This is a genomic window from Acetobacter malorum (assembly GCF_001580615.1).
GTDB lineage: Bacteria > Pseudomonadota > Alphaproteobacteria > Acetobacterales > Acetobacteraceae > Acetobacter > Acetobacter malorum.
Window position 1 is genome coordinate 62,446 of the sequence record NZ_LHZC01000056.1, and the last position, 19,116, is coordinate 81,561.

General features: G+C 56.8%; 18 protein-coding genes and 1 tRNA gene. 7 read left to right on the top strand and 12 right to left on the bottom strand.

All coding sequences use genetic code 11. The features are described 5' to 3' along the window. Positions 1–314 precede the first annotated feature (314 nt). Genes rpsT through mutM form a run of 3 tightly spaced genes read right to left on the bottom strand, consistent with a single transcriptional unit; the run spans position 315 to position 1,557 of the window. Positions 315–584: a 30S ribosomal protein S20 gene (gene rpsT, locus AD930_RS14515; protein ID WP_043552691.1), complete on the bottom strand. Its 270-nt coding sequence runs from the start codon at positions 582–584 to the stop codon at positions 315–317. Further along, on the bottom strand, positions 559–690 hold the full coding sequence (locus tag AD930_RS18450) for a hypothetical protein (protein WP_264820969.1): 132 nt from the start codon (positions 688–690) through the stop codon (positions 559–561). Before AD930_RS18450 ends, rpsT begins: the two co-directional genes overlap by 26 nt. Positions 691–717: 27 nt before the next feature. Continuing rightward, the gene (gene mutM, locus AD930_RS14520; protein WP_061506809.1) at positions 718–1,557 is read right to left on the bottom strand and encodes a bifunctional DNA-formamidopyrimidine glycosylase/DNA-(apurinic or apyrimidinic site) lyase; all 840 of its coding nucleotides are present in this window, start codon (positions 1,555–1,557) and stop codon (positions 718–720) included. Positions 1,558–1,586: 29 nt separating this feature from the next. On the opposite strand from mutM, the gene AD930_RS14525 reads away from it, so the two are divergent. From AD930_RS14525 to AD930_RS14545, 5 genes are read left to right on the top strand one after another with little or no spacing between them, the layout of a single operon-like run. Then, a complete protein-coding gene (locus AD930_RS14525) occupies positions 1,587–2,372 on the top strand; it encodes a class I SAM-dependent methyltransferase (protein WP_061506810.1) in 786 nt (261 codons plus the stop codon). 6 nt (positions 2,373–2,378) lie between these two features. Beyond that, the gene (coaBC, locus tag AD930_RS14530) at positions 2,379–3,629 is read left to right on the top strand and encodes a bifunctional phosphopantothenoylcysteine decarboxylase/phosphopantothenate--cysteine ligase CoaBC (RefSeq protein ID WP_061506811.1); all 1,251 of its coding nucleotides are present in this window, start codon (positions 2,379–2,381) and stop codon (positions 3,627–3,629) included. Positions 3,630–3,653: 24 nt separating this feature from the next. Next, positions 3,654–4,133 (top strand): dUTP diphosphatase, encoded by a 480-nt coding sequence (gene dut, locus AD930_RS14535; protein WP_061506974.1) that lies wholly within the window; start codon positions 3,654–3,656, stop codon positions 4,131–4,133. Further along, complete coding sequence (locus AD930_RS14540; protein WP_061506812.1) at positions 4,130–5,887, top strand: ABC transporter permease; 1,758 nt, start codon at positions 4,130–4,132, stop codon at positions 5,885–5,887. Before dut ends, AD930_RS14540 begins: the two co-directional genes overlap by 4 nt. A gap of 14 nt (positions 5,888–5,901) precedes the next feature. Then, positions 5,902–7,260 carry an ABC transporter ATP-binding protein gene (locus AD930_RS14545; RefSeq protein WP_061506813.1) on the top strand — a complete coding sequence of 453 codons (1,359 nt, stop codon included), beginning with the start codon at positions 5,902–5,904 and terminating at the stop codon, positions 7,258–7,260. Positions 7,261–7,269: 9 nt separating this feature from the next. Here AD930_RS14545 and msrA read toward each other — a convergent pair whose 3' ends face one another. The 5 genes from msrA to AD930_RS14570 form a co-directional block, all read right to left on the bottom strand. Further along, positions 7,270–7,812 (bottom strand): peptide-methionine (S)-S-oxide reductase MsrA, encoded by a 543-nt coding sequence (gene msrA / locus AD930_RS14550; protein ID WP_043552705.1) that lies wholly within the window; start codon positions 7,810–7,812, stop codon positions 7,270–7,272. Between the two features lie 81 nt (positions 7,813–7,893). After that, the gene (locus AD930_RS14555) at positions 7,894–10,587 is read right to left on the bottom strand and encodes a valine--tRNA ligase (RefSeq protein ID WP_061506814.1); all 2,694 of its coding nucleotides are present in this window, start codon (positions 10,585–10,587) and stop codon (positions 7,894–7,896) included. Between the two features lie 181 nt (positions 10,588–10,768). Next, on the bottom strand, positions 10,769–12,202 hold the full coding sequence (locus tag AD930_RS14560) for a TolC family outer membrane protein (protein WP_061506815.1): 1,434 nt from the start codon (positions 12,200–12,202) through the stop codon (positions 10,769–10,771). A 272-nt stretch (positions 12,203–12,474) separates the two neighbouring features. Next, positions 12,475–12,548, bottom strand: a tRNA-Cys gene (locus AD930_RS14565). Between the two features lie 218 nt (positions 12,549–12,766). Further along, positions 12,767–13,573, bottom strand: a complete 807-nt coding sequence (locus AD930_RS14570) for an SDR family NAD(P)-dependent oxidoreductase (RefSeq protein ID WP_244150608.1) — start codon at positions 13,571–13,573, stop codon at positions 12,767–12,769. Positions 13,574–13,646: 73 nt separating this feature from the next. Between AD930_RS14570 and AD930_RS14575 the strand changes: the two genes are divergently transcribed. Next, the gene (locus AD930_RS14575) at positions 13,647–14,792 is read left to right on the top strand and encodes a hypothetical protein (RefSeq protein ID WP_043552711.1); all 1,146 of its coding nucleotides are present in this window, start codon (positions 13,647–13,649) and stop codon (positions 14,790–14,792) included. A 47-nt stretch (positions 14,793–14,839) separates the two neighbouring features. On the opposite strand, the gene thiL is transcribed toward AD930_RS14575, so the two are convergent. The 3 genes from thiL to nrdR are packed head-to-tail and all read right to left on the bottom strand — an operon-like array spanning position 14,840 to position 16,866. Further along, positions 14,840–15,814 carry a thiamine-phosphate kinase gene (thiL, locus tag AD930_RS14580; RefSeq protein WP_244150609.1) on the bottom strand — a complete coding sequence of 325 codons (975 nt, stop codon included), beginning with the start codon at positions 15,812–15,814 and terminating at the stop codon, positions 14,840–14,842. Further along, on the bottom strand, positions 15,798–16,328 hold the full coding sequence (nusB, locus tag AD930_RS14585; RefSeq protein ID WP_043552715.1) for a transcription antitermination factor NusB: 531 nt from the start codon (positions 16,326–16,328) through the stop codon (positions 15,798–15,800). Before nusB ends, thiL begins: the two co-directional genes overlap by 17 nt. A gap of 37 nt (positions 16,329–16,365) precedes the next feature. Next, complete coding sequence (gene nrdR / locus AD930_RS14590; protein WP_043552718.1) at positions 16,366–16,866, bottom strand: transcriptional regulator NrdR; 501 nt, start codon at positions 16,864–16,866, stop codon at positions 16,366–16,368. A gap of 153 nt (positions 16,867–17,019) precedes the next feature. Here nrdR and AD930_RS14595 point away from each other — a divergent pair, with 153 nt between their 5' ends. After that, positions 17,020–17,517, top strand: a complete 498-nt coding sequence (locus AD930_RS14595) for a copper chaperone PCu(A)C (protein WP_061506818.1) — start codon at positions 17,020–17,022, stop codon at positions 17,515–17,517. Between the two features lie 77 nt (positions 17,518–17,594). On the opposite strand, the gene glpK is transcribed toward AD930_RS14595, so the two are convergent. Continuing rightward, positions 17,595–19,094 carry a glycerol kinase GlpK gene (glpK, locus tag AD930_RS14600; RefSeq protein ID WP_043552721.1) on the bottom strand — a complete coding sequence of 500 codons (1,500 nt, stop codon included), beginning with the start codon at positions 19,092–19,094 and terminating at the stop codon, positions 17,595–17,597. Between the last annotated feature and the right edge of the window lie 22 nt (positions 19,095–19,116).

Consider the following 19,116-nt stretch of genomic DNA (forward strand, 5'->3'; position numbering starts at 1 on the left):
AACGCGGCCAGCCGCGCGTGATTTTCGATAAGGGGCCGCTTGCACGGCCACCAGGCAGCCGGGCTTCCGGCAAGCCTACACTGCCGCTATGAAATGCGGCGCGGGAGCGCGAAAAAGACGCTCTCCCAAGGGTGGAGACTAGCGGCCAGAATTAAAGCACGACCGAGGGAGGAGCAATGAAAATCTCTGTGCTCTTGCCCTCATCTCTGCCATGCCATGCCGAGGGCTACACAAAAGTAAAGCCGAACCACCCCAGGATGATTCGGCTTTACAAAACGCATGTGTCTAAAGGCTGCTGGTGCAGCCTGAAGGTCTCAGGCAGTTGCCAGAGACTTCACGCGAGCAGACAGGCGGGAAATTTTGCGTGCAATGGTGTTTGCATGCACAACGCCCTTGATCACGCCGCGCTGCAGTTCCGGCTGAGCAACGCGCAGAGCTTCACGAGCTTCGTCATGGTTGCCAGCGGCAATTGCAGTTTCGACCTTCTTGATGAAGGTGCGCATGCGAGACTTGCGGGCTGTGTTACGAGCAGTCCGCTTTGCGGTCTGCCGGATGCGCTTACGCGCTGAAGCGATATTCGCCATGAGTTTCTATTTTATCCAGCACAAAAGAAATGGTAGCAGCCCGGCAATGCCAGGATGGCTGCAAAGATGTAGCGGTGCTGTAATCCACAGCGGTATCCACAGTCAAGTCGCTTCCCTCATTATAGAGGGAATTTCACCTCATTTTCTGCCGTGAGGGGCAGAAAAAGGTGGAGCGACCCGCCTGAGTGATCTGCTCGACCCCCGTACAGGCCGGCGCGCCGGGGCAGTCCGGGCACGGTTGCCCTTTGCGTCCATAAACGCGCCAGGCATGCTGAAAATAGCCCAGCCCGCCTTCCGGGCGCACATAATCTTTCAGGCTTGAGCCGCCAGCGGCAATCGCTTCATTCAGAACATCCTTAATGGCCTGAACCAGCCGCTTTGTTTCCTGAGGTTTCAGGCTGCCTGCGGCGGTCTGCGGATGGATGCCCGTGCGATACAGGGCTTCACAGACATAAATATTGCCCAGACCTGAGACAATTTTCTGGTCCAGAAGCGCTGTTTTGATCGGAGATTTCCGCCCCTTGAGGGCTGCGCGAAGCACAGGGCCCGTAAAAGCGGGCTCCAGTGGTTCCGGCCCCATAGCGGCGAGAAACTTATACTGCTCTTCCTGCCCGGTGGGCACGAGGTCCAGCATCCCGAAGCGGCGCGGGTCAATAAACCCGCAGCGCCGTCCATCCGCCGTGATGAAGGTGACGTGTTCATGCAGTGCAGGGGGCGTCGGAGAATCGAGAATAATGCGTCCCGACATGCCCAGATGCAGCACGACGGACAGATTATTCGACAGCCGCATGAGAATATATTTCCCACGGCGGCGGAAGCCTGTGACAGTCTGCCCAGCAACAGAATCACGAAAATCGGCAGGAATCTGCCATCGCAGATCCGGGCGGCGGAGAATGACATCGCTGATTTGATGGCCTTGCAGAGCGATCTGCATACCACGCATCACGGTTTCGACTTCAGGGAGTTCCGGCATGAGTGCAAAGCAGGGTATAGGGTAAGACCATGACCGACAATAGCTTTGCGCCCTCCCCCTCATCTTCCGCTGCGCCGCAGCCGGAAGAAACCGATTTCGGCTTCCGTTCCGTCCGGAAGGAAGAAAAGAAACCCCTCGTCCGCGCTGTGTTTGACAGCGTTGCGGGCAAGTATGACGTCATGAATGATCTGATGTCTCTGGGGATTCACCGGGTCTGGAAACGTATTTTTGTCACGGAACTCGGGCCTCAGCCCGGGCTGTCCCTGCTGGATCTGGCAGGCGGCACGGGCGACATCAGCTTTGGCTGGCTGCAGGGCGGCGGCGGCCCCACCATCATGACTGACATCAATGCCAGCATGCTCTCTGTCGGGCGTGACCGGGCGCTGAGCCGGGGTTTTGTATCCGACCTCTCCTTTGCAGTGGTGGATGCTGAAGCCATTCCGCTGAAAGATATGTCGGTTGACCGCGTTTCCATCGCGTTTGGCCTGAGAAACTGCACCGACAAAATGGCAGTGATTCGGGAAGCGCGTCGCGTGCTACGTCCCGGTGGGCGTTTTATGTGCCTTGAATTCTCCCGCGTGCAGGTTGCCGCTCTGGCGCCGATTTATGATGCCTGGTCCTTCAAGGTTCTGCCGACCATGGGCAGCATGGTGGCGGGTGACCGGGAAAGCTACCAGTATCTGGCAGAAAGCATCCGCACCTTCCCGGATCAGGAAACACTGGCGGAAATGTTCCGTGAGGCAGGCTTGTCTCACGTGCGGTATCAGTCTCTGTCTGGCGGGATTGCAGCCATTCACTCTGGCTGGCGTCTCTGATCTTTCATGACGGCTCCCCTCGCCTCACGCTCTGTTTTGCTGATTATCAGCGGAAGCATTGCCGCTTTCAAAGCGCCGGAACTTATCCGGTCGCTGCGGGCTGATGGCATACGGGTGCGATGCGTGCTCACACAGGGGGGCAGTCAGTTTGTTGCGCCGCTGACGTTGCAGGCACTCAGCGGTCAGCCTATTCATACGGACCTGTTTTCTCTCACGGCTGAGCAGGAAATGGGGCATATCGCCCTTTCCCGCTCTGCGGATCTGATTGTTGTGTGCCCTGCATCCGCCAATCTACTCGCCCGCATGGCAGGCGGCTCGGCGGACGATCTGGCCAGCACAGTGCTGCTGGCCACGGACACCCCTGTCATGGTCGCTCCGGGCATGAATGTGCGGATGTGGGAGCATCCCGCCACGCAAGCCAACATTCAGACACTCAGGCAACGTGGCGTGACTTTTCTTGGGCCCGTTGCCGGTGAGATGGCCTGTGGTGAATATGGCCTTGGCCGGATGGTGGAACCTGCCGATGTCCGGGATGCTGTTCTGGCATTTTTCCGCCAACAGAGCCGCAAGATCGGCCCTTTGGCAGGCAAAACATGCCTTGTAACGGCAGGCCCGACTCATGAACCGCTGGACCCTGTGCGGTATCTCGCCAATCGCTCTTCCGGTAAGCAGGGCTATGCGCTTGCCGAAGCTCTGGCGGATCTGGGTGCTAAGGTGACGCTTATCAGCGGCCCGACAGCTTTGCGTCCCCCGGCGGGCGTGGCTGTGTCTTTTTGTGAGACAGCCCGACAGATGCGTGATCTGGCTCTCAAGGCGACACAAAATGCGTCGTTTGATGCGGCTATCTGCACAGCTGCTGTCGCGGACTGGCGGCCTGCGCATGTGCAGGATCAGAAAATCAAAAAAACAGGCAAGGATGATCTGCCCTCGCCACTGGCCCTGTTGCCCAACCCGGATATTCTGGCCGAACTTTCAGAGCCGTCCCCTTCCCGCCCGCGCCTCGTCATTGGTTTTGCAGCCGAGACGGAAACGGTGGAAGCTCATGCCCGCGCCAAGCTGGCGCGAAAGGGATGTGACTGGATTGTTGCCAACAATGTTGGGGCGGGTTCAGATGTTATGGGTGGGTCCGAAAATCAGGTCATCCTCATCACGCAGGATAAAGCGGAGCATTGGCCTCGCCTGAGTAAGGAAGAAGTGGCCCGCAGGTTTGCCACAACTCTTGCAGACTGGTTTTTAAAGCCTCACAAGTCGTTATAAGAACTATGAGATATGGAGTGCCTGATGCCTGCAACTGAATCCCGGAACACCGGCCTGACAGTGCGGGTGCAGCGCCTGCCACACGGGCAGGATCTGCCATTGCCGTCTTACGCTACAGCAGGTGCAGCCGGGATGGATCTTCTGGCGGCCGTGCCGGAACCTCTCACGCTCCAGCCTGGTGGCCGCGCGGTTATCCCGACTGGTCTGTGCATTGCGCTACCCCCCGGATACGAGTTGCAGGTGCGTCCCCGCTCCGGCCTTGCGTTGAAGCACGGGATTATTCTGCCCAACTCCCCCGGCACTATTGATGAAGATTATCGCGGCGAAGTCGGCGTGATTGTTCTCAATGCAGGTGATCAGCCCTTTACCGTTGAGCATGGCATGCGCATCGCTCAGGCTGTTATTGCGCCGGTTGAGCGCGTCTCCTGGGCCGAATGTGACACTCTGGACGCAACAGCCCGCGGCACAGGGGGCTTTGGCAGTACGGGAACCGGCCTGCCATGACGGCAGCGCGACCAGATTTTTCTCTTTCTTCTCAAAACCCCTCTACGCGTCTGCCGTTACGTCACCTGAATACGGCAGATGCCTTCCTGCTGATTTGCGTGGTAGGGCTGGCTGTTCTGGCCGGCAACAGTGTGCGCCACATGCTGGCGCCCCTCGCCGCCCCGGCGCAGGCTCCGATCCATCTCGATATCCTGTATCTTCCCGGCTACGCCCTGCGGACCACTCTGCGGATGTTCGCGGCTCTCGGGCTTTCGCTAGTTTTCACCTTTCTTTACGCAACACTGGCCGCCAAAAGCCGCCGGGCCGCGCAAATTCTGGTGCCCTTGCTGGATATCCTTCAGTCCATTCCCATCCTGGGCTTTCTGAGCTTTACAGTGACCTTCTTTCTGGGCCTCTTTCCCGGACAGGTGCTGGGGGCTGAGCTGGCCGCCATTTTCACCATTTTCACCTCTCAGGCCTGGAATATGGCCTTTGGGATGTATCAGTCTTTGCGGAGCGTCCCGACAGAGCTTGAAGAAGCCGCACGAGGCTTCGGGCTAACCGCCTGGCAAAAATTCTGGCGGCTGGAAGTGCCCTGCGCCGTTCCCTCGCTCGTGTGGAATTCCATGATGTCCATGGCGGGCGGCTGGTTCATGGTGGTCTATTCAGAAACCCTTACTGTCGGCAACACCCAGATCATCCTGCCGGGGATCGGGTCCTATGTGGGCGTTGCCATCAGTCAGCAAAATATCGGTGCTGTGCTGGCAGCCATCCTCGCCATGATGGCGATTATTCTGGCGTATGATCAGGTCCTGTTTCGCCCCCTCACCGTCTGGGCTTCACGGTTCCGACTGGAAACAACGGTGCAGGATGAAGCTCTGGCAGAGCCGTGGGTGCTTCGTCTGCTGCGCCGCACCCGTGTCCTGCGGGCCAGTATCAATCTGTTCCTGTCTTTTATGCGCAAGATCGGCTCCCTCCCTCTGGGGCGTAGACAGGGACGGTTTCAGCCGTCTCAGACGACCGTTTCAAAACGGCTCTCAGATGGCTTGTGGTGGGGGGCGCTGGGGCTGATCTTTCTGTGTGCGCTGGAACAGGCGTGGGTTTACGGCAGCTCGGCCTATACGCTCGGGCAAATTGGGCATGTTGTCGTGCTGGGGTTTTATACGCTTCTGCGTGTTGTCAGCATGCTGTGCGTGGCCTCATTGATCTGGGTGCCAGTGGGCGTCTGGCTGGGGCTCAAGCCCGTGCGCGCGCATCGGGCGCAACTGATTGTGCAATATTGCGCGGCGTTCCCGGCCAATCTGTTCTTCCCCGTTTTTGTGGGGGGCATCATTTATTTTCATCTTGCTCCGGATATCTGGCTGACTCCTTTGATGATGCTGGGGGCGCAATGGTACATTCTGTTCAACGTCATTGGAGGCACCTCATCTTTCCCGCCCAATCTGCTGGAAGTCGGGGAAAATTTTGAGGTCAAAGGCCTGCTCTGGTGGCGGAAAATCATTTTGCCCGGCATCACGCCTTATTATCTGACGGGGGCACTGGCGGCCTCAGGCGGCGCATGGAATGCCGCCATCGCATCAGAAGTAGCGCAATGGGGCAATGTGACGCTGAAAGCCCACGGCCTTGGGGCCTATATTGCGCAGGCCACGACCGAAGGCGACATCAGTGAGGTTGCCCTGGGTGTTGTCGTGATGGCGCTGTTTGTGCTCATCCTCAACTGGCTGGTCTGGCGTCCTCTTTCTGATTACGCTCACCGTCGCCTGAAACTGACCTGACACAGGACCGAACCATGACGTCCCCTTCCCTCGCCGACAACCAGACAGCCGGACAAGCCACAGCGCTGGTTGAGGCACGGCATGTCAGTCAGTCCTACCATAAAGACAGTGCGGTTGATCTGCTGGTTCTGGATGATGTCAATCTGACGCTTAATGCGGGAGAGATTGTTGGCCTTCTGGGCCGGTCAGGTTCTGGAAAATCGACATTCCTGAGGATTTTGGCCGGGTTGCTTTCCCCTTCATCCGGTGAGGTGCTCTGGAAAGGGAACTCCCTGAAAGGACCAGCGGATGGCGTTGCCATGGTCTTTCAGTCCTTCGCGCTCTTCCCGTGGATGACGGTCGAAGAAAATGTCGCACTCGGGCTGGAAGCCAAGGGCATTACGGGTGAAGAGCGCGACAGACGGGTGGAAAACGCCATCGATCTGATTGGGCTTGGCGGCTACGAGAACGCATGGCCAAAAGAGCTTTCTGGCGGCATGCAGCAGCGTGTGGGGCTGGCCCGCGCACTGGTCGTGCAGCCAGACCTGCTGCTGATGGACGAGCCCTTCTCCGCTCTGGATGTGCTGACCGCTGAAAATCTGCGGACAGATCTGGTTGAGCTCTGGTCAGAAAAAAAGCTGCCGGTTCAGGCCATGCTGGTGGTGACGCACAATATTGAAGAAGCTGTTCTGATCTGTGACCGGATCATGATTTTCTCTTCCAATCCCGGCCGTATTGCCCATGCCCTGACGGTGCCGTTTGCGCACCCGCGTGACCGGGAAGATCCAGCCTTCCGTCAGTTTGTGGATCACATTTATGCGTTGATGACGCAACGCGCGCCGATTATTTCCGAGGCCGACTTAGCCGTAGGCGTGAAGCAGGCGGCGCAGGCTGCGCCGTCTTTCATGGCTTTGCCGATGGTGTCCATCACAATGATGATCGGGATGATGGAAGCACTGGCGGCCCCGCCACTCAACGGCCGGGCAGATCTGCCCATGCTGGCGGAAAAGCTGCAGCTGGAACTGGATGACCTGTTCCCGTTAGGCGAATCCCTTGAACTGCTTGGGCTTGCGGAGCTGGAGGATGGAGACATCCTGCTCACCAATGAAGGCGTGCATTTTGTGCTGAGTGACCTTGATGAGCGCAAAGCCATTATGAGTCATGCGCTGCTGCATCATGTGCCACTGGTTAAAATGATCTGCACCGTGCTGGATGAGCGCCCGTCCCACAGCGCTAATGCCGATCGCTTCCGGGATGCGCTGGAAGAGGCGATGTCACCCGATTATGCCCGCCAGACGCTCCAGACCGTTATCGGCTGGGCCCGCTTTGCGGAATTGTTCGATTTTGATGAAGAAGGAGATCGCTTCTATCTGGAAGAAGCGATCTCTGAATAAGCCAGCAGCTCAGACACCTGCACGTTTGAAGCGGGACGCGTAGAGTTTGCGCGCCTTGGCGACCTTGGGGGCAATAACTGCCTGACAATAGCCCGTGTTCGGATTGCGCTCATAGTAATCGAAATGCATGGCTTCAGCCGGCCAGAAGGTCTCTAGCGGGACAATCTCAGTGACAATTGGCGCGTCCCAGAGATTGGCTTTTTCAATTTCTGCCTTAACGGTCAGTGCGGCATTTTTCTGCACGTCATCCGCATAGAAAATGGCGGAGCGATATTGGGTGCCAATATCGTCCCCCTGCCGGTTCAGAGTGGTGGGATTATGGAGTGTGAAGAAAATTCTCAGCACATCCTCATACCCGATTACGCTCGGGTCGAACTCCAGCCGAATGACTTCCGCATGGCCAGTCTGGCCAGTGCAAACCTGTTTATAGGTTGGTTCTGCCGTATGGCCGCCAGCATAGCCGGGGGCGATGGAAAGAATCCCCGCCATGTCTCGAAAAACAGCTTCCATGCACCAGAAGCATCCGCCGCCAAGAACGATAGACTGGGACATGTTCATTCCTTCACTGTGTTTGCGTCGTGAGACCTGCACCACTCCTTTAAAGAGAGGCGCAGGTCTGAAAGCTGTAGGGAATCAGGCGATGCGGGCGAGTGCCGCTTTCAGGCGAACACTTTCACCCTGCTGGGCTTCCAGGCGTTCCCGCATTTCCTGAACGATTTCAGGTTTAGCGCGTGAGACGAAATTTTCGTTCCCGAGTTTTTTCTCGGTCTTGGCAATTTCGTCATCTGCCTTGGCAAGCTCCTTCTTCAGGCGCTCCTGCTCAGCGGTGATATCAATCAGCCCTTCCAGCGGAATAATCAGCGTCGCTTCATCGACCACAGCCTGAGCTGAGCCACGTGGCACATCGCCCTGCTGCGGAGCAACGTGCGAAACGCGCGCCATGCGGCCAATGGCTTCCTGCCAGCGTTCAGCCCGCTCCACGGTTTCCGGGGATGCATCCTGCAGGAAGACCGGGGCTTTCTGTGAGGGCGGCACATTCATTTCCGCACGGACTGTACGGATTTCAGAAATCAGCCGAATGATGTGATCACATTCCGCCTGCGCTGCTTCTGCTCCTGTCAGAACGACCGGCTCCGGCCATGCCTCAGAAATCAGGCTCCCCTGCTTGCCAAAGCCGAATTCGGTCCAGAGTTCATCTGTGACAAACGGCATGACGGGCTGCAACAGCCGCAGAATGATTCCCAGAACATATGCGGCAACAGCGCGGATTTCAGCGGCTTCTGCTGCATCATCGGACGCAAAAACAGGCTTGGCGAATTCAAGGAACCAGTCACAGAAGCGGTTCCAGATAAAGCGATAGCAGCTCAGTGCGTATTCATCGAAGCGATAGGCTTCCAGAGCTTTGGTGGCGTCCTGAATAGCGATGGAGGCTTCTGCGATAATCCATTTGCCAAGCGGGGATGTCACGCTGTGTGGGTCAAACCCATCCTGTGCCTTCACGCCGTTCATTTCACAGAAGCGGGCAGCATTCCAGATTTTGGTGACAAAGGCGCGGTAATCTTCAACCTTTTTCCGGCCCAGCTTCACGTCACGACCAATGCCGGTCAGAGCGCAGATGGTAAAGCGCAGGGCATCGGCACCGTAAGCATCAATCAGTTCAAGCGGATCAATCCCGTTGCCCTTGCTCTTAGACATTTTCTGGCCGCGTTCATCGCGCACCAGACCATGAATGAAAATGTCGCGGAACGGCACATCATGCATGAAGTGCTGGCCCATCATGATCATCCGGGCGACCCAGAAGAAAATGATGTCAAAGCCGGTTACCAGAACGTCGGTCGGATAATAGCGCGCCAGTTCCGGTGTCTTGTCCGGCCAGCCTAGAGTGGAAAACGGCCACAGGCCTGATGAGAACCACGTATCCAGAACGTCTTCGTCCTGAGACAGTGTTTCGGTTTTGCCATAATGGGCATCGGCCTGCTTCTGAGCGTCGGCCTCGTCATGCGCTACAAATACGTGGCCATCCGGGCCATACCATGCCGGGATGCGATGCCCCCACCAGAGCTGACGGGAAATACACCAGGGCTGGATGTCCCGCATCCAAGCAAAGAACGTATTTTCCCACTGTTTAGGCACAAAAGAAATCTTACCGCTGGTGACGGCCTCAATAGCAGGTCCAGCCAGCTTGCCGGCATCGCAATACCACTGCGTGGTCAGGCGCGGCTCAATAACCGCCCCGCCGCGCTCAGCGTGCGGAACCTGATGGCGATGCGGTTCAATTTTCTCCAGCCATTCCAGTCTTTCCAGCTCCGCGACGATGCTCTTACGGGCGTCCTCACGGGAAACACCTGCCAGACTTCTCACAAAAGCAGGATCAGCAAGACCGTCAACGCTGGTCAGTTCGTCTTCAATTTCGTCCAGAACCACACGGGCCTGCTCATCCAGAACGGAGAGCATGGGCAGGTTATGCCGCCGACCGACTTCGAAATCGTTAAAGTCATGCGCCGGGGTGATCTTCACCGCACCGGTGCCCTTTTCCGGGTCGGAATGCAGATCGGCCACGATGGGGATCAGGCGTCCCGTCAGCGGGAGGCGAACGGACTGACCGACCAGCGCGGCATAGCGCTCATCTTCCGGATGCACAGCAACAGCCACGTCGCCCAGCATGGTTTCAGGCCGGGTGGTGGCAACCGTAATGGTTTCGCCCGGTTTGCCTTCAACGGGGTAGCGGATGTACCAGAGCTTACCAGCGACGTCCTTGCTTTCCACTTCCAGGTCGGAAATAGCGGACCGGAACATCGGGTCCCAGTTGACCAGACGGCGATCCCGGTAAATCAGCCCTTCCTTGTAGAGGGTGACAAACACCTCTTTGACCGCGCGGGACAGGCCTTCATCCATGGTGAAGCGCTCACGCGGCCAGTCCAGAGATGCCCCGAGCCGGCGGAGCTGGCGCGTAATGCCACCACCGGACTCTTCTTTCCATTTCCAGACGCGCTGCACGAAGGCTTCACGCCCCATCTCCTGACGGGTGGTGTTTTCTGTGGCCAAGGCCCGCTCGACAACCATCTGCGTGGCAATGCCCGCATGGTCGGTACCCGGCTGCCACAGGGTGTCGAACCCCTGCATGCGTTTCCAGCGCACCAACGTGTCCTGCAAGGTCATGGTCAGGGCATGGCCCATATGCAGCGTGCCGGTGACATTCGGTGGCGGAATCATGATGGTGAACGACTTTTTGCCGCTCTGCGGGTTAGCGGAAAATGCTTTTTCGCTCTCCCACAGTTCGTAAAGTTTCTTCTCTGTCTCAGCAGGCTCAAAAGTCTTGTTCAGCATGATATCCAACCAGAAAACATAAAAAGGCGGAAGGCATCTAATGCCCCCGCCTTTGAAGAGTTATAGTCTCAGCTTTCCGAGCAGGAAACATCTGACATTCCTACTTTTCATCGGAAGAGAGAAAAATAGGTGGTGTCAGAGCAGAGACCGATCCATTTTTGTTGAGAATCGACGTGGGTTTTTAGCGACCGGGCTGGTTCACAGCATAGTCATTCAGCCCCCACAGGCGATCTTTTACAGCTTTATAATAAGCTTTGTCGTCATAGAGCGGAACGCTCAATTGCAGATCAGCTGCCGTCAGCCGACCTATGGCGGAAGCGACATTGTAGGACGCGAGGACCATATTGCTCAGGCTCTGCACCAGAGCGACCTGCGCCTGAAGCAGTGTTTCCTGCTGCTGCAAAACTTCCAGCGTTGTGCTGGTGCCCACAATAGCCTGCCGCTCGACGCCATCAAGGGCGACGGTGCCTGCTTTAATAGCCATTCGGTTGCTGGAAATAGCCGCCTGATAGGAAACCAGCTTCTGCCAGTTTGAAACAGCATCCTGTGCAGCTGTTCTGCGCTGAATATCTACTTCCCGGTGCGCTGCCTGCGCTTGCTGTTTGGCCTGCCGGACAGCAGCGTATTCCGAACCGCCCTGATAAACAGGAATATTGAAATTCAGCATCGCATATTTATTTTCATCGATCTGATGATTCAGACTCTGATTGATCTGCCGAGTATAAGCCGCTGTCGCTGAAATTTTGGGCATGATGGCAGCCATTGCGACGGCTACGGCGTCTTTCTGCGATGATTCGGTGAAAAGAGCATTAATGACGTCAGGGTTGTTTTTGACAGCCATAGCAGCCGCAGTCTGCTCATTTTTAACAGGCAGCACCAAAGGCTGGGGAGGCACAAGGTTAGGTGGAGGTGCCATCCCTATAATCTGCATGTAAGTCGCCTGTGCCGTCTGCAGGGTGCCTTCGGATTGCTGCCTTGTGGCCTTTGCTGATGCATAAGCGGATTCCGCCTGAGCCACGTCGGTACGGGTAATTTCCCCGACCTTGAATCGCTCATTAGTGGCACGTAGCTGCTGCTGCAGGACGCGTTCGTTATTGATGTTGAGCTGCAAAAGTTGCTCGTCTTCAATCACGCTTACATAAGCGTTTACAACATTTTTGAAGACCTGCTGCTCAACCGAAATCAGGTTGGCGCGTGCGGCCATGACTTTATTAACAGCCTGATGCGTGGACGCTGTCGTTTTACCACCACTATAAATTGGCTGCTGGATAGTGAGGCCTGCTGTATAACCTGGCGTATCATAAACGCGCATATAGCCAGGCTGATCAGCTGTGCCCTGATAGTCGTTTGTTCCCTTATAGTAGCTCAGCCCGACGGTGCCGGTTACTGTGGGACGCCACCCAGCAAGCGCTGTGGGAACCTGCTCATCTGTCGCGCGTAGAGTTGCTCGTGCCTGTTGCAGCGTAGGGTTGGTCAGATAGGCGGAAGCAAGAGCTTCCTGCAGCGTATGGGGGATAAAGGTGGGTGAACCACTCCCGTCATACTTCTGGGCCCACGCAGTGGAACTGCAAAGCATGGCTGCCATGCCCATCCCGACCCCGTAAATACGCCGCATTTGTTTCTCCTGCCTGAATTAGAGCACAAATAAATAGTTGCCACTTCATGCCATGATGGAAGGCATATTTCTATCTTTTATCATCTAAAAAACTGAAGAATGGCAAAGTGCTGGTTTTTATTGAGTGGATAACCGCAATTGCAAAGGTAAAAATTAACCTGCCATGACAAATTGACGGGTAGCTTTCCAGGTAGTGCGTGCGGGTGTCGTGGTTATCACGAAACTGCTTATAAAATTCAGAAAACCACTTTGAGTTTTAGCCTGACTAAAACTGGAGGTCCGGGCGGGAATCGAACCCACGTACGCGGATTTGCAGTCCGCTGCATCACCATTCTGCCACCGGACCGGTGTGGTGTGTGGGCCTTATCTCTCTTAACGCAGTTTTGGTCAAGCCATTGCGTGAATGATTTTCAGAATGCTTCCGTGCCGAAGGAGGAAGTATTTCGCCCTCCCCCGCCTCTGTGCCTGCGGGCAGTCCGTAAGCTTGATGCTCACTGGTGTAGAAAAGTATGAAGTCTGCCTGATATCGAGCGCGTAAACCCGCTGTAAATACGGCACTTAATCCTATCCTCCTGCATGCTCTTTCTGCCCCACATCCAGACTTTGCAGAATATGCTTGCGTAAAAAGGCCGGCAGCAGGCGCTCGGCAATCCGCATGACCCGAAACTGCCAGGGGAAGATAAGCTCTGCCTGCCCGCTCTTAACCGCTTTCATAATCTTGCAGGCCGCGCTGCCTGCAGAAACCAGAAACGGACGCGGTCCTTCCAGTCGTTGGCTCATTGGGGTGTCAACAAAACCCGGCACAACGAGGGTTAGCTGAATATTTTTGGGACGCCAGGCCAGATTGGCGGCGTGAGCAAAGCAGGCAAGACCAGCCTTGGAGCTACTGTAGGACGCCGCAAACGGGAGTTCATAGAAGCCGGCGACCGAACCAATGAGAACAATTTTTCCGTAACCCTGAGAGAGCATGCTTTGTGCCGCTGCTGTTGCGAGCGTTACCGGCGTTGCATAATTGACCAGCGCGAGCCTCAGAACGCCAGCAGGATCTTCTGTCTGCTGATCGGGGGATTTAATATCCGACAACCCTGCGCCGAGGATCACCAGATCCAGACCTGAGCGGGCCTGATCTTCCCGCAGTGCGGCGAGAGCGGCTTCACCATTGGAGAGATCAATTTGACGAGGAAAAACCTCAGCTCCTCGGGCGCAGCACAGCTTGGCAATCGCGTCCAGTCGTTCCTTGTTGCGACCCCAGAGCATGAGCACACGACCCGGTTTCGCATAGCGTTTTGCCAGCTCCATACCGATGCCACCAGTGGCTCCTGTAATCAGCACTGACCGGAGTTCGTGCCTGCTGGTTGAGACCTTGTTCACACTTCCCCCTTTTCCATTCCGTCGGAATGATGCATCACCTTGCGGTTTCCAGGCCCAGTTTGATGGAGTACCGATGACTACCCCGAACCAGATCGTCGTTTCCGCCGTCTCGGGCGCTCGTCAGCTTTCGCTCTTCATCAAGCTTCCGCGCCTTCTTTACAACGACCAACCCAGCTATGTCCCGCCTCTGGATATGGAGCAGCGTGATATGCTCCATCCGCGCCGGTCGCCGTTCTTCAGTCATGGCACAGCATGTTACTTTCTGGCCTGGCGTGATGGGAAGCCCATCGGGCGAATATCCGCTCAGATTGATACACTTGCTCTTGAGCAGCCCGGCCCGAGAACGGGGTTTTTCGGCGCGCTGGATGCGCTGGACACGGAGTGCGTCAAACCTCTTTTGGATGCTGCGACAAGCTGGCTCAAGGCACAGGGTATTGAGCGGATCAGAGGCCCCTGGACCCTGAATTATCATGGTGAATCGGGCACCATGATTGAAGGGCAGATGGAGCCCCCTATGATTGGCACCGGCTGGCACCCGGCCACGCTGGGCCCGGCTATTGAGCAGGCTGGCTTCTCCAAGGCTATGGATCTGCTGTCCTACAGGATGGAAACCAGCCCTGCCGCTGAGCAGGCTAACCGGATTCCCGCTAATCTGCGGGAGCGGCTGGGCGGCATCACGGTGCGCGGGCTGCGCAAGGACCATATTGATGAAGACGCCGACATCCTGCGGTCGATTTATAACGACGCGTGGGAAGGCACGTGGGGCAATGTCCCCATTACGGAAATTGAAATTCGCTCCCTGCTCAAAGCGTTAAAGCCCGTCTTGCGGCCGGAGCAGTATGTTCTGGTTGAATTCAAAGGGGAGCCGGTCGCAATCGCGCTGGTCATCCCGAATATTTATGATCTGAATGGGGATGTCGGTGGGGCCCCCTCCCCGCTTGGCTGGGTCAAGCTGGCATCGCGCCTGCTTGCGCATGATTTCTATTCTGCGCGCGTGATTCTGCTGGGCGTGAAGAAAAAGCTGGCAGGCACGGCTCTCAGCGCCATTATTCCCGGCCTGCTGATTGATGAGCTGATGAAGCGTGGACGGGATCTGCCTTATCGTACGATTGAGCTTGGCTGGGTGCTGGAAACCAACATGCCTATCCGCAACCTGATCGAACGGATTGTGCCTGTTCCTTACAAGCGGCACCGTATGTACGAAAAGCTGCTTTCCTGAAGCGATTTAGTCAGGCTGAAGAATTTATCTTCAGCCTGATTTAACCCTCAAAGATGGCTCCAGCCCCCTTTGGTGAACGGCATGGTCTGACCTTCGGCGTCAAGAACCTGCACGCCCACGTTTCCTTCATGAAACTGACCAATGCGAGTCACCGGAACTGGTCCGTGAGGGGTTTCTAACACTCCTGCCTGCTTGAGTGCCGACTCATGCGCGGGTGGGACCGCAAACAGAATCTCGTAATCATCGCCACCCGTGAGGCACACGTCCAGCCAGTTCGGGCCGCAGGCGCGGGCCGCATCGGACAGCGGGACGGCATTGGCGTTCAGGGTCACGGCCAGACCGCTCTCACGCGCAAGGTGCCCTGCGTCCTGCAGAAGGCCGTCAGAGACATCCATGGCGGCAGAGGCCAGACCATAGAGCGGCAGGCCTATACGGGGCTGTGGAAGCCTGTAGCGGCTGCTCAGGTGGCCTGATGGATCCATCAGAAGCCCTTGCAGGACGCGCAGGCCCAGAGCGCCGTCACCAATCGTTCCGGTCACCCAGAGGCCATCTCCAGCCCGTGCGCCGACGCGCCGGATGGCCTGGCCACAAAGAACTGAACCCAGAATTGTCAGAGAAAGGACGAGAGGCCCCTGTGTGGAGGTGGTGTCCCCTCCCATCAGACTGAGGCCAAACTGCTTCTGATCAGCCTTCAGGCCGCTGCAGAAAGCTGTAAACCATGAATCATCCAGCCCCGGAGGGCGGGCCAGCGTGAGCAACCAGCCTTCCGGGGTCGCGCCCATGGCCGCAAGATCGGACAAATTACAGCGGAGGAGCTTACGCCCGATGGTCTCAGGTGGATCGTCTGGCAGGAAATGAACGTTTTCCACCATAGCATCGGCGGCAATAACCAGCTCTTTGCCTGCCGGGGGTGCAAAAACAGCAGCATCATCCTTCAGGCCCAGCGCTGCCGGGCCTGCAAGCTCGGAAAAGTGCCTATGGATGAAGCTAAATTCCTGCGGCAGATCAGTCAGCGGGACCACCTTCTTTTTCTTCAGCTTCTTCCGTTGGAACGCTTGCCAGTCTTTTCATGATGGTGTCGAGCACTCCATTGACCAGCTTGGGTTCATCACCTGAGAAGAAACCGTGTGCGATGTCGATATATTCGTTGATCAGCACGCGTGCCGGCACACTGGATTCAAGCGCCTCGCCCAGAGCGGCCTGAAACAGAGCGCGCAAAACCGGGTCCAGACGTGCCACAGGCCATGTGGCCGGGAGTGTCTGCGTCAGCTGTTCCAGAATGACGCCGCGTTCCGCGACACCCTGCCGGACAATGGTGCTGAAAAGATGCGTATCTGCCTCAGGGATAAACCCTTCTTCATAAGACGCATTATCCAGTGTGGTGCCAAAACGATGCACCAGAAATTGCTGAATGACGCTCTCCGGGCGATCTTCATTCTGCTCAATCTGAAAAAGAGCCTGAATGGCGGCAACGCGGGCAGCGGTGCGGGGCCGTTGCGCGCCTTTAAGTTCTGAATGGTCCTGCAGCTCTGTCATTCCCTATCTCCTGCTACCCGTGTGAGGGAGCGGGGTTTCATGGCTTCTTTATGCCACGAGGTCCAGTCTTTTCCTGCGAATCAGGTTCTAACGAGTCCATGGACGTCAAAATTTCCGAAAAATCCCGGCCTTCCGTGAAGTCCCTGTATACACTGGCAAAGCGGACATATCCGACGGTATCCACCTCTCTCAGCCCATCCATCGCCAGTTCTCCGATACGCGCGGAAGGCACTTCGGTTTCACCCGTTGCTTCAAGCTGACGCACCAGACCTGTGACAATCTGTTCGATTCTGCTTTCCGGCACCGGGCGCTTGCGCAGAGCGATCCGGATTGAGCGGGTAATTTTCTCCCGCTCAAACGGCGCGCGGCGGCCATCAGCCTTCACGACAATCAGATCGCGCAGCTGCACGCGTTCGACAGTTGTAAAACGCTGGCCGCAGGACAGGCAGGCTCTGCGCCGACGAATGGCCGAGCCTTCCTCATTGGGACGACTGTCCTTGACCTGACTATCCGGGTTCCCACAAAAAGGGCAACGCATCGTGACGTGAGCCTTTCTCACTCTGGCACCGAAAAGGCCGGTGCTTTTTCAAGCTTGGCCTTCTGGCGCGACATTGCGGTATAGTGACCGCAATAAAATTCTTTTGCCCCACCAGTTTATACCGGTCACGGGCTATTAAAAACTGGAGTTACGATGAAAATGCGTTTTCGTGCCGGCTGTGTCGCTGCAATGCTGGGTGGTCTGGCCCTCTCCGGCCCTGTTCTGGCGGAAGATCGGGATCCTGACAAATCTCTACCCGGCCAGAAAGACGCCCAGAGCGATATCACCATTACCGACACCAGCATGCAATTCATCAAGGGTGAAAACCGCATGGCAGGCGTTTATTTTACAATCGCAAATAATGGCGGCAATGCGCATCTGATGACCGATGTCCGGTCTTCCGCATGTCGGACGCTGGTTGGCCACCATTCTGATCAGGAAAGCACGCCGGGCACATTGTCCCTGTTCACGCACCTATCCTTACCCGCGCATACAACTCTGGTGTTTCCGCGTGGGGGGTATCATCTGCTGTGCCTGGACCCGGACGCTTCTGTCCAGCCGGGGCAGGACGTTACCTTTACCTTCAGCTTTCTGGGCGGTTCATCCAAAAGCGTCGCAATCAAGCTGGATCAGGCTCAGCCTGCCCCTTGAGGGTGGGATTTCTTTTCCTCCCGGCTTATTGCCTCGTTATGAGGCATAGGCCGGGAGAGAAAAGAGAATTTTAGACGTTAAACTGAGCTCGGGTTTGTCAGGGTCCGTTTTACGGCCTGATGCCAGCCAGCAATCATGGTCTTGCGCTGTTCATTAGCCATGGAAGGCTTGAAGAGCGAGCCACGGGCCCATTCAGAGGCCAGCGTCTTTTCGTTTTCCCAGACACCAGTTGCCAGTCCCGCAAGGAACCCTGCGCCCAGAGCCGTGGTCTCAATGTTGCTCGGACGTTCAACATTGACCTGCAGCATGTCGGCCAGGAACTGACAGAACCAGTCATTGGCTGCCATGCCGCCATCAACGCGCAGGGCCTCAGTCGTCCCTGCCCCGTCCTGTGTCATCGCTGTGACCAGATCGAGTGTCTGATAGGCAACAGATTCCAGCGCGGCACGCGCAATATGGGCAGCGGTTGCATCAAGCGTCAGACCGCAGATCAGGCCACGGGCATCCGGGTCCCAGTGCGGCGCACCCAGCCCCACAAAGCCCGGGACCATGTAAACGCCATGGCTGTGCGGTACGCGTGTGGCCATATCGTCTGTCTGCGAGGCATGCGTAATCAGATGCAGGCCATCACGCAGCCATTTGATGGCGGCCCCGGCCACAAAAATGGAGCCTTCCAGCGCGTAAGATGTCTTGCCGTTGATACGGTAGGCAATGGTCGTCAGCATCCGGTTTTTGGAGGTGACGGGCTTTTCACCCGTATTCAGCAGCACAAAGCAGCCAGTGCCATAGGTGGCTTTCGCCATGCCTTGTGAGAAGCAGGCCTGACCGACAACAGCGGCCTGCTGGTCCCCTGCCATGCCTGCAATGGGGATGGCGCGGCCAAACAGGGCGGGATCGGTCTCACCAAAAATGGTGCTGTTGTCCTTCACTTCTGGCAGCAGAGCAGCCGGAATACGGAACAGGCGCAGCAGATCATCATCCCACTTCTGGGTATGGATATCGAACAGCAGGGTCCGGGCCGCATTGGTAATATCCGTTGCATGCACTTTGCCGCCGGTCAGACGCCAGAGCAGGAAGGAATCAATGGTGCCGAACGCCAGTTCGCCTTTTTCCGCTCTGGCTCGTGCGCCGGACACATTATCAAGCAGCCAGGCCAGTTTGGTGGCAGAAAAATACGGGTCCAGCAGCAGGCCTGTGCGCTCCCGCACAAGCGCCTCAGCCCCTTCTTCCCGCAGCTTCTGGCACACCGCTGCCGTGCGGCGATCCTGCCAGACAATAGCGCGATGGATCGGCTTACCGGTTGCGCGTTCCCACACAACAATGGTTTCACGCTGGTTGGTGATGCCAATCCCGGCAATGCGGCTTGTGCCACCGGCTTTTTCCAGCGCTGCGGTGGCCGTCGCTTTCGCGTCGTTCCAGATATCTTCGGGGCAATGCTCTACCCAGCCAGGTTCAGGATAGTGCTGAGCAAACTCCTGACGAGCGCTTGAAATTTCCTGGGCATTCCGATCGAACACAATACTGCGCGTAGAGGTCGTGCCCTGATCAATCGCCAATACGTAATCTTGCTTGCTCATCGCACGTTATCCTTATGGCTGG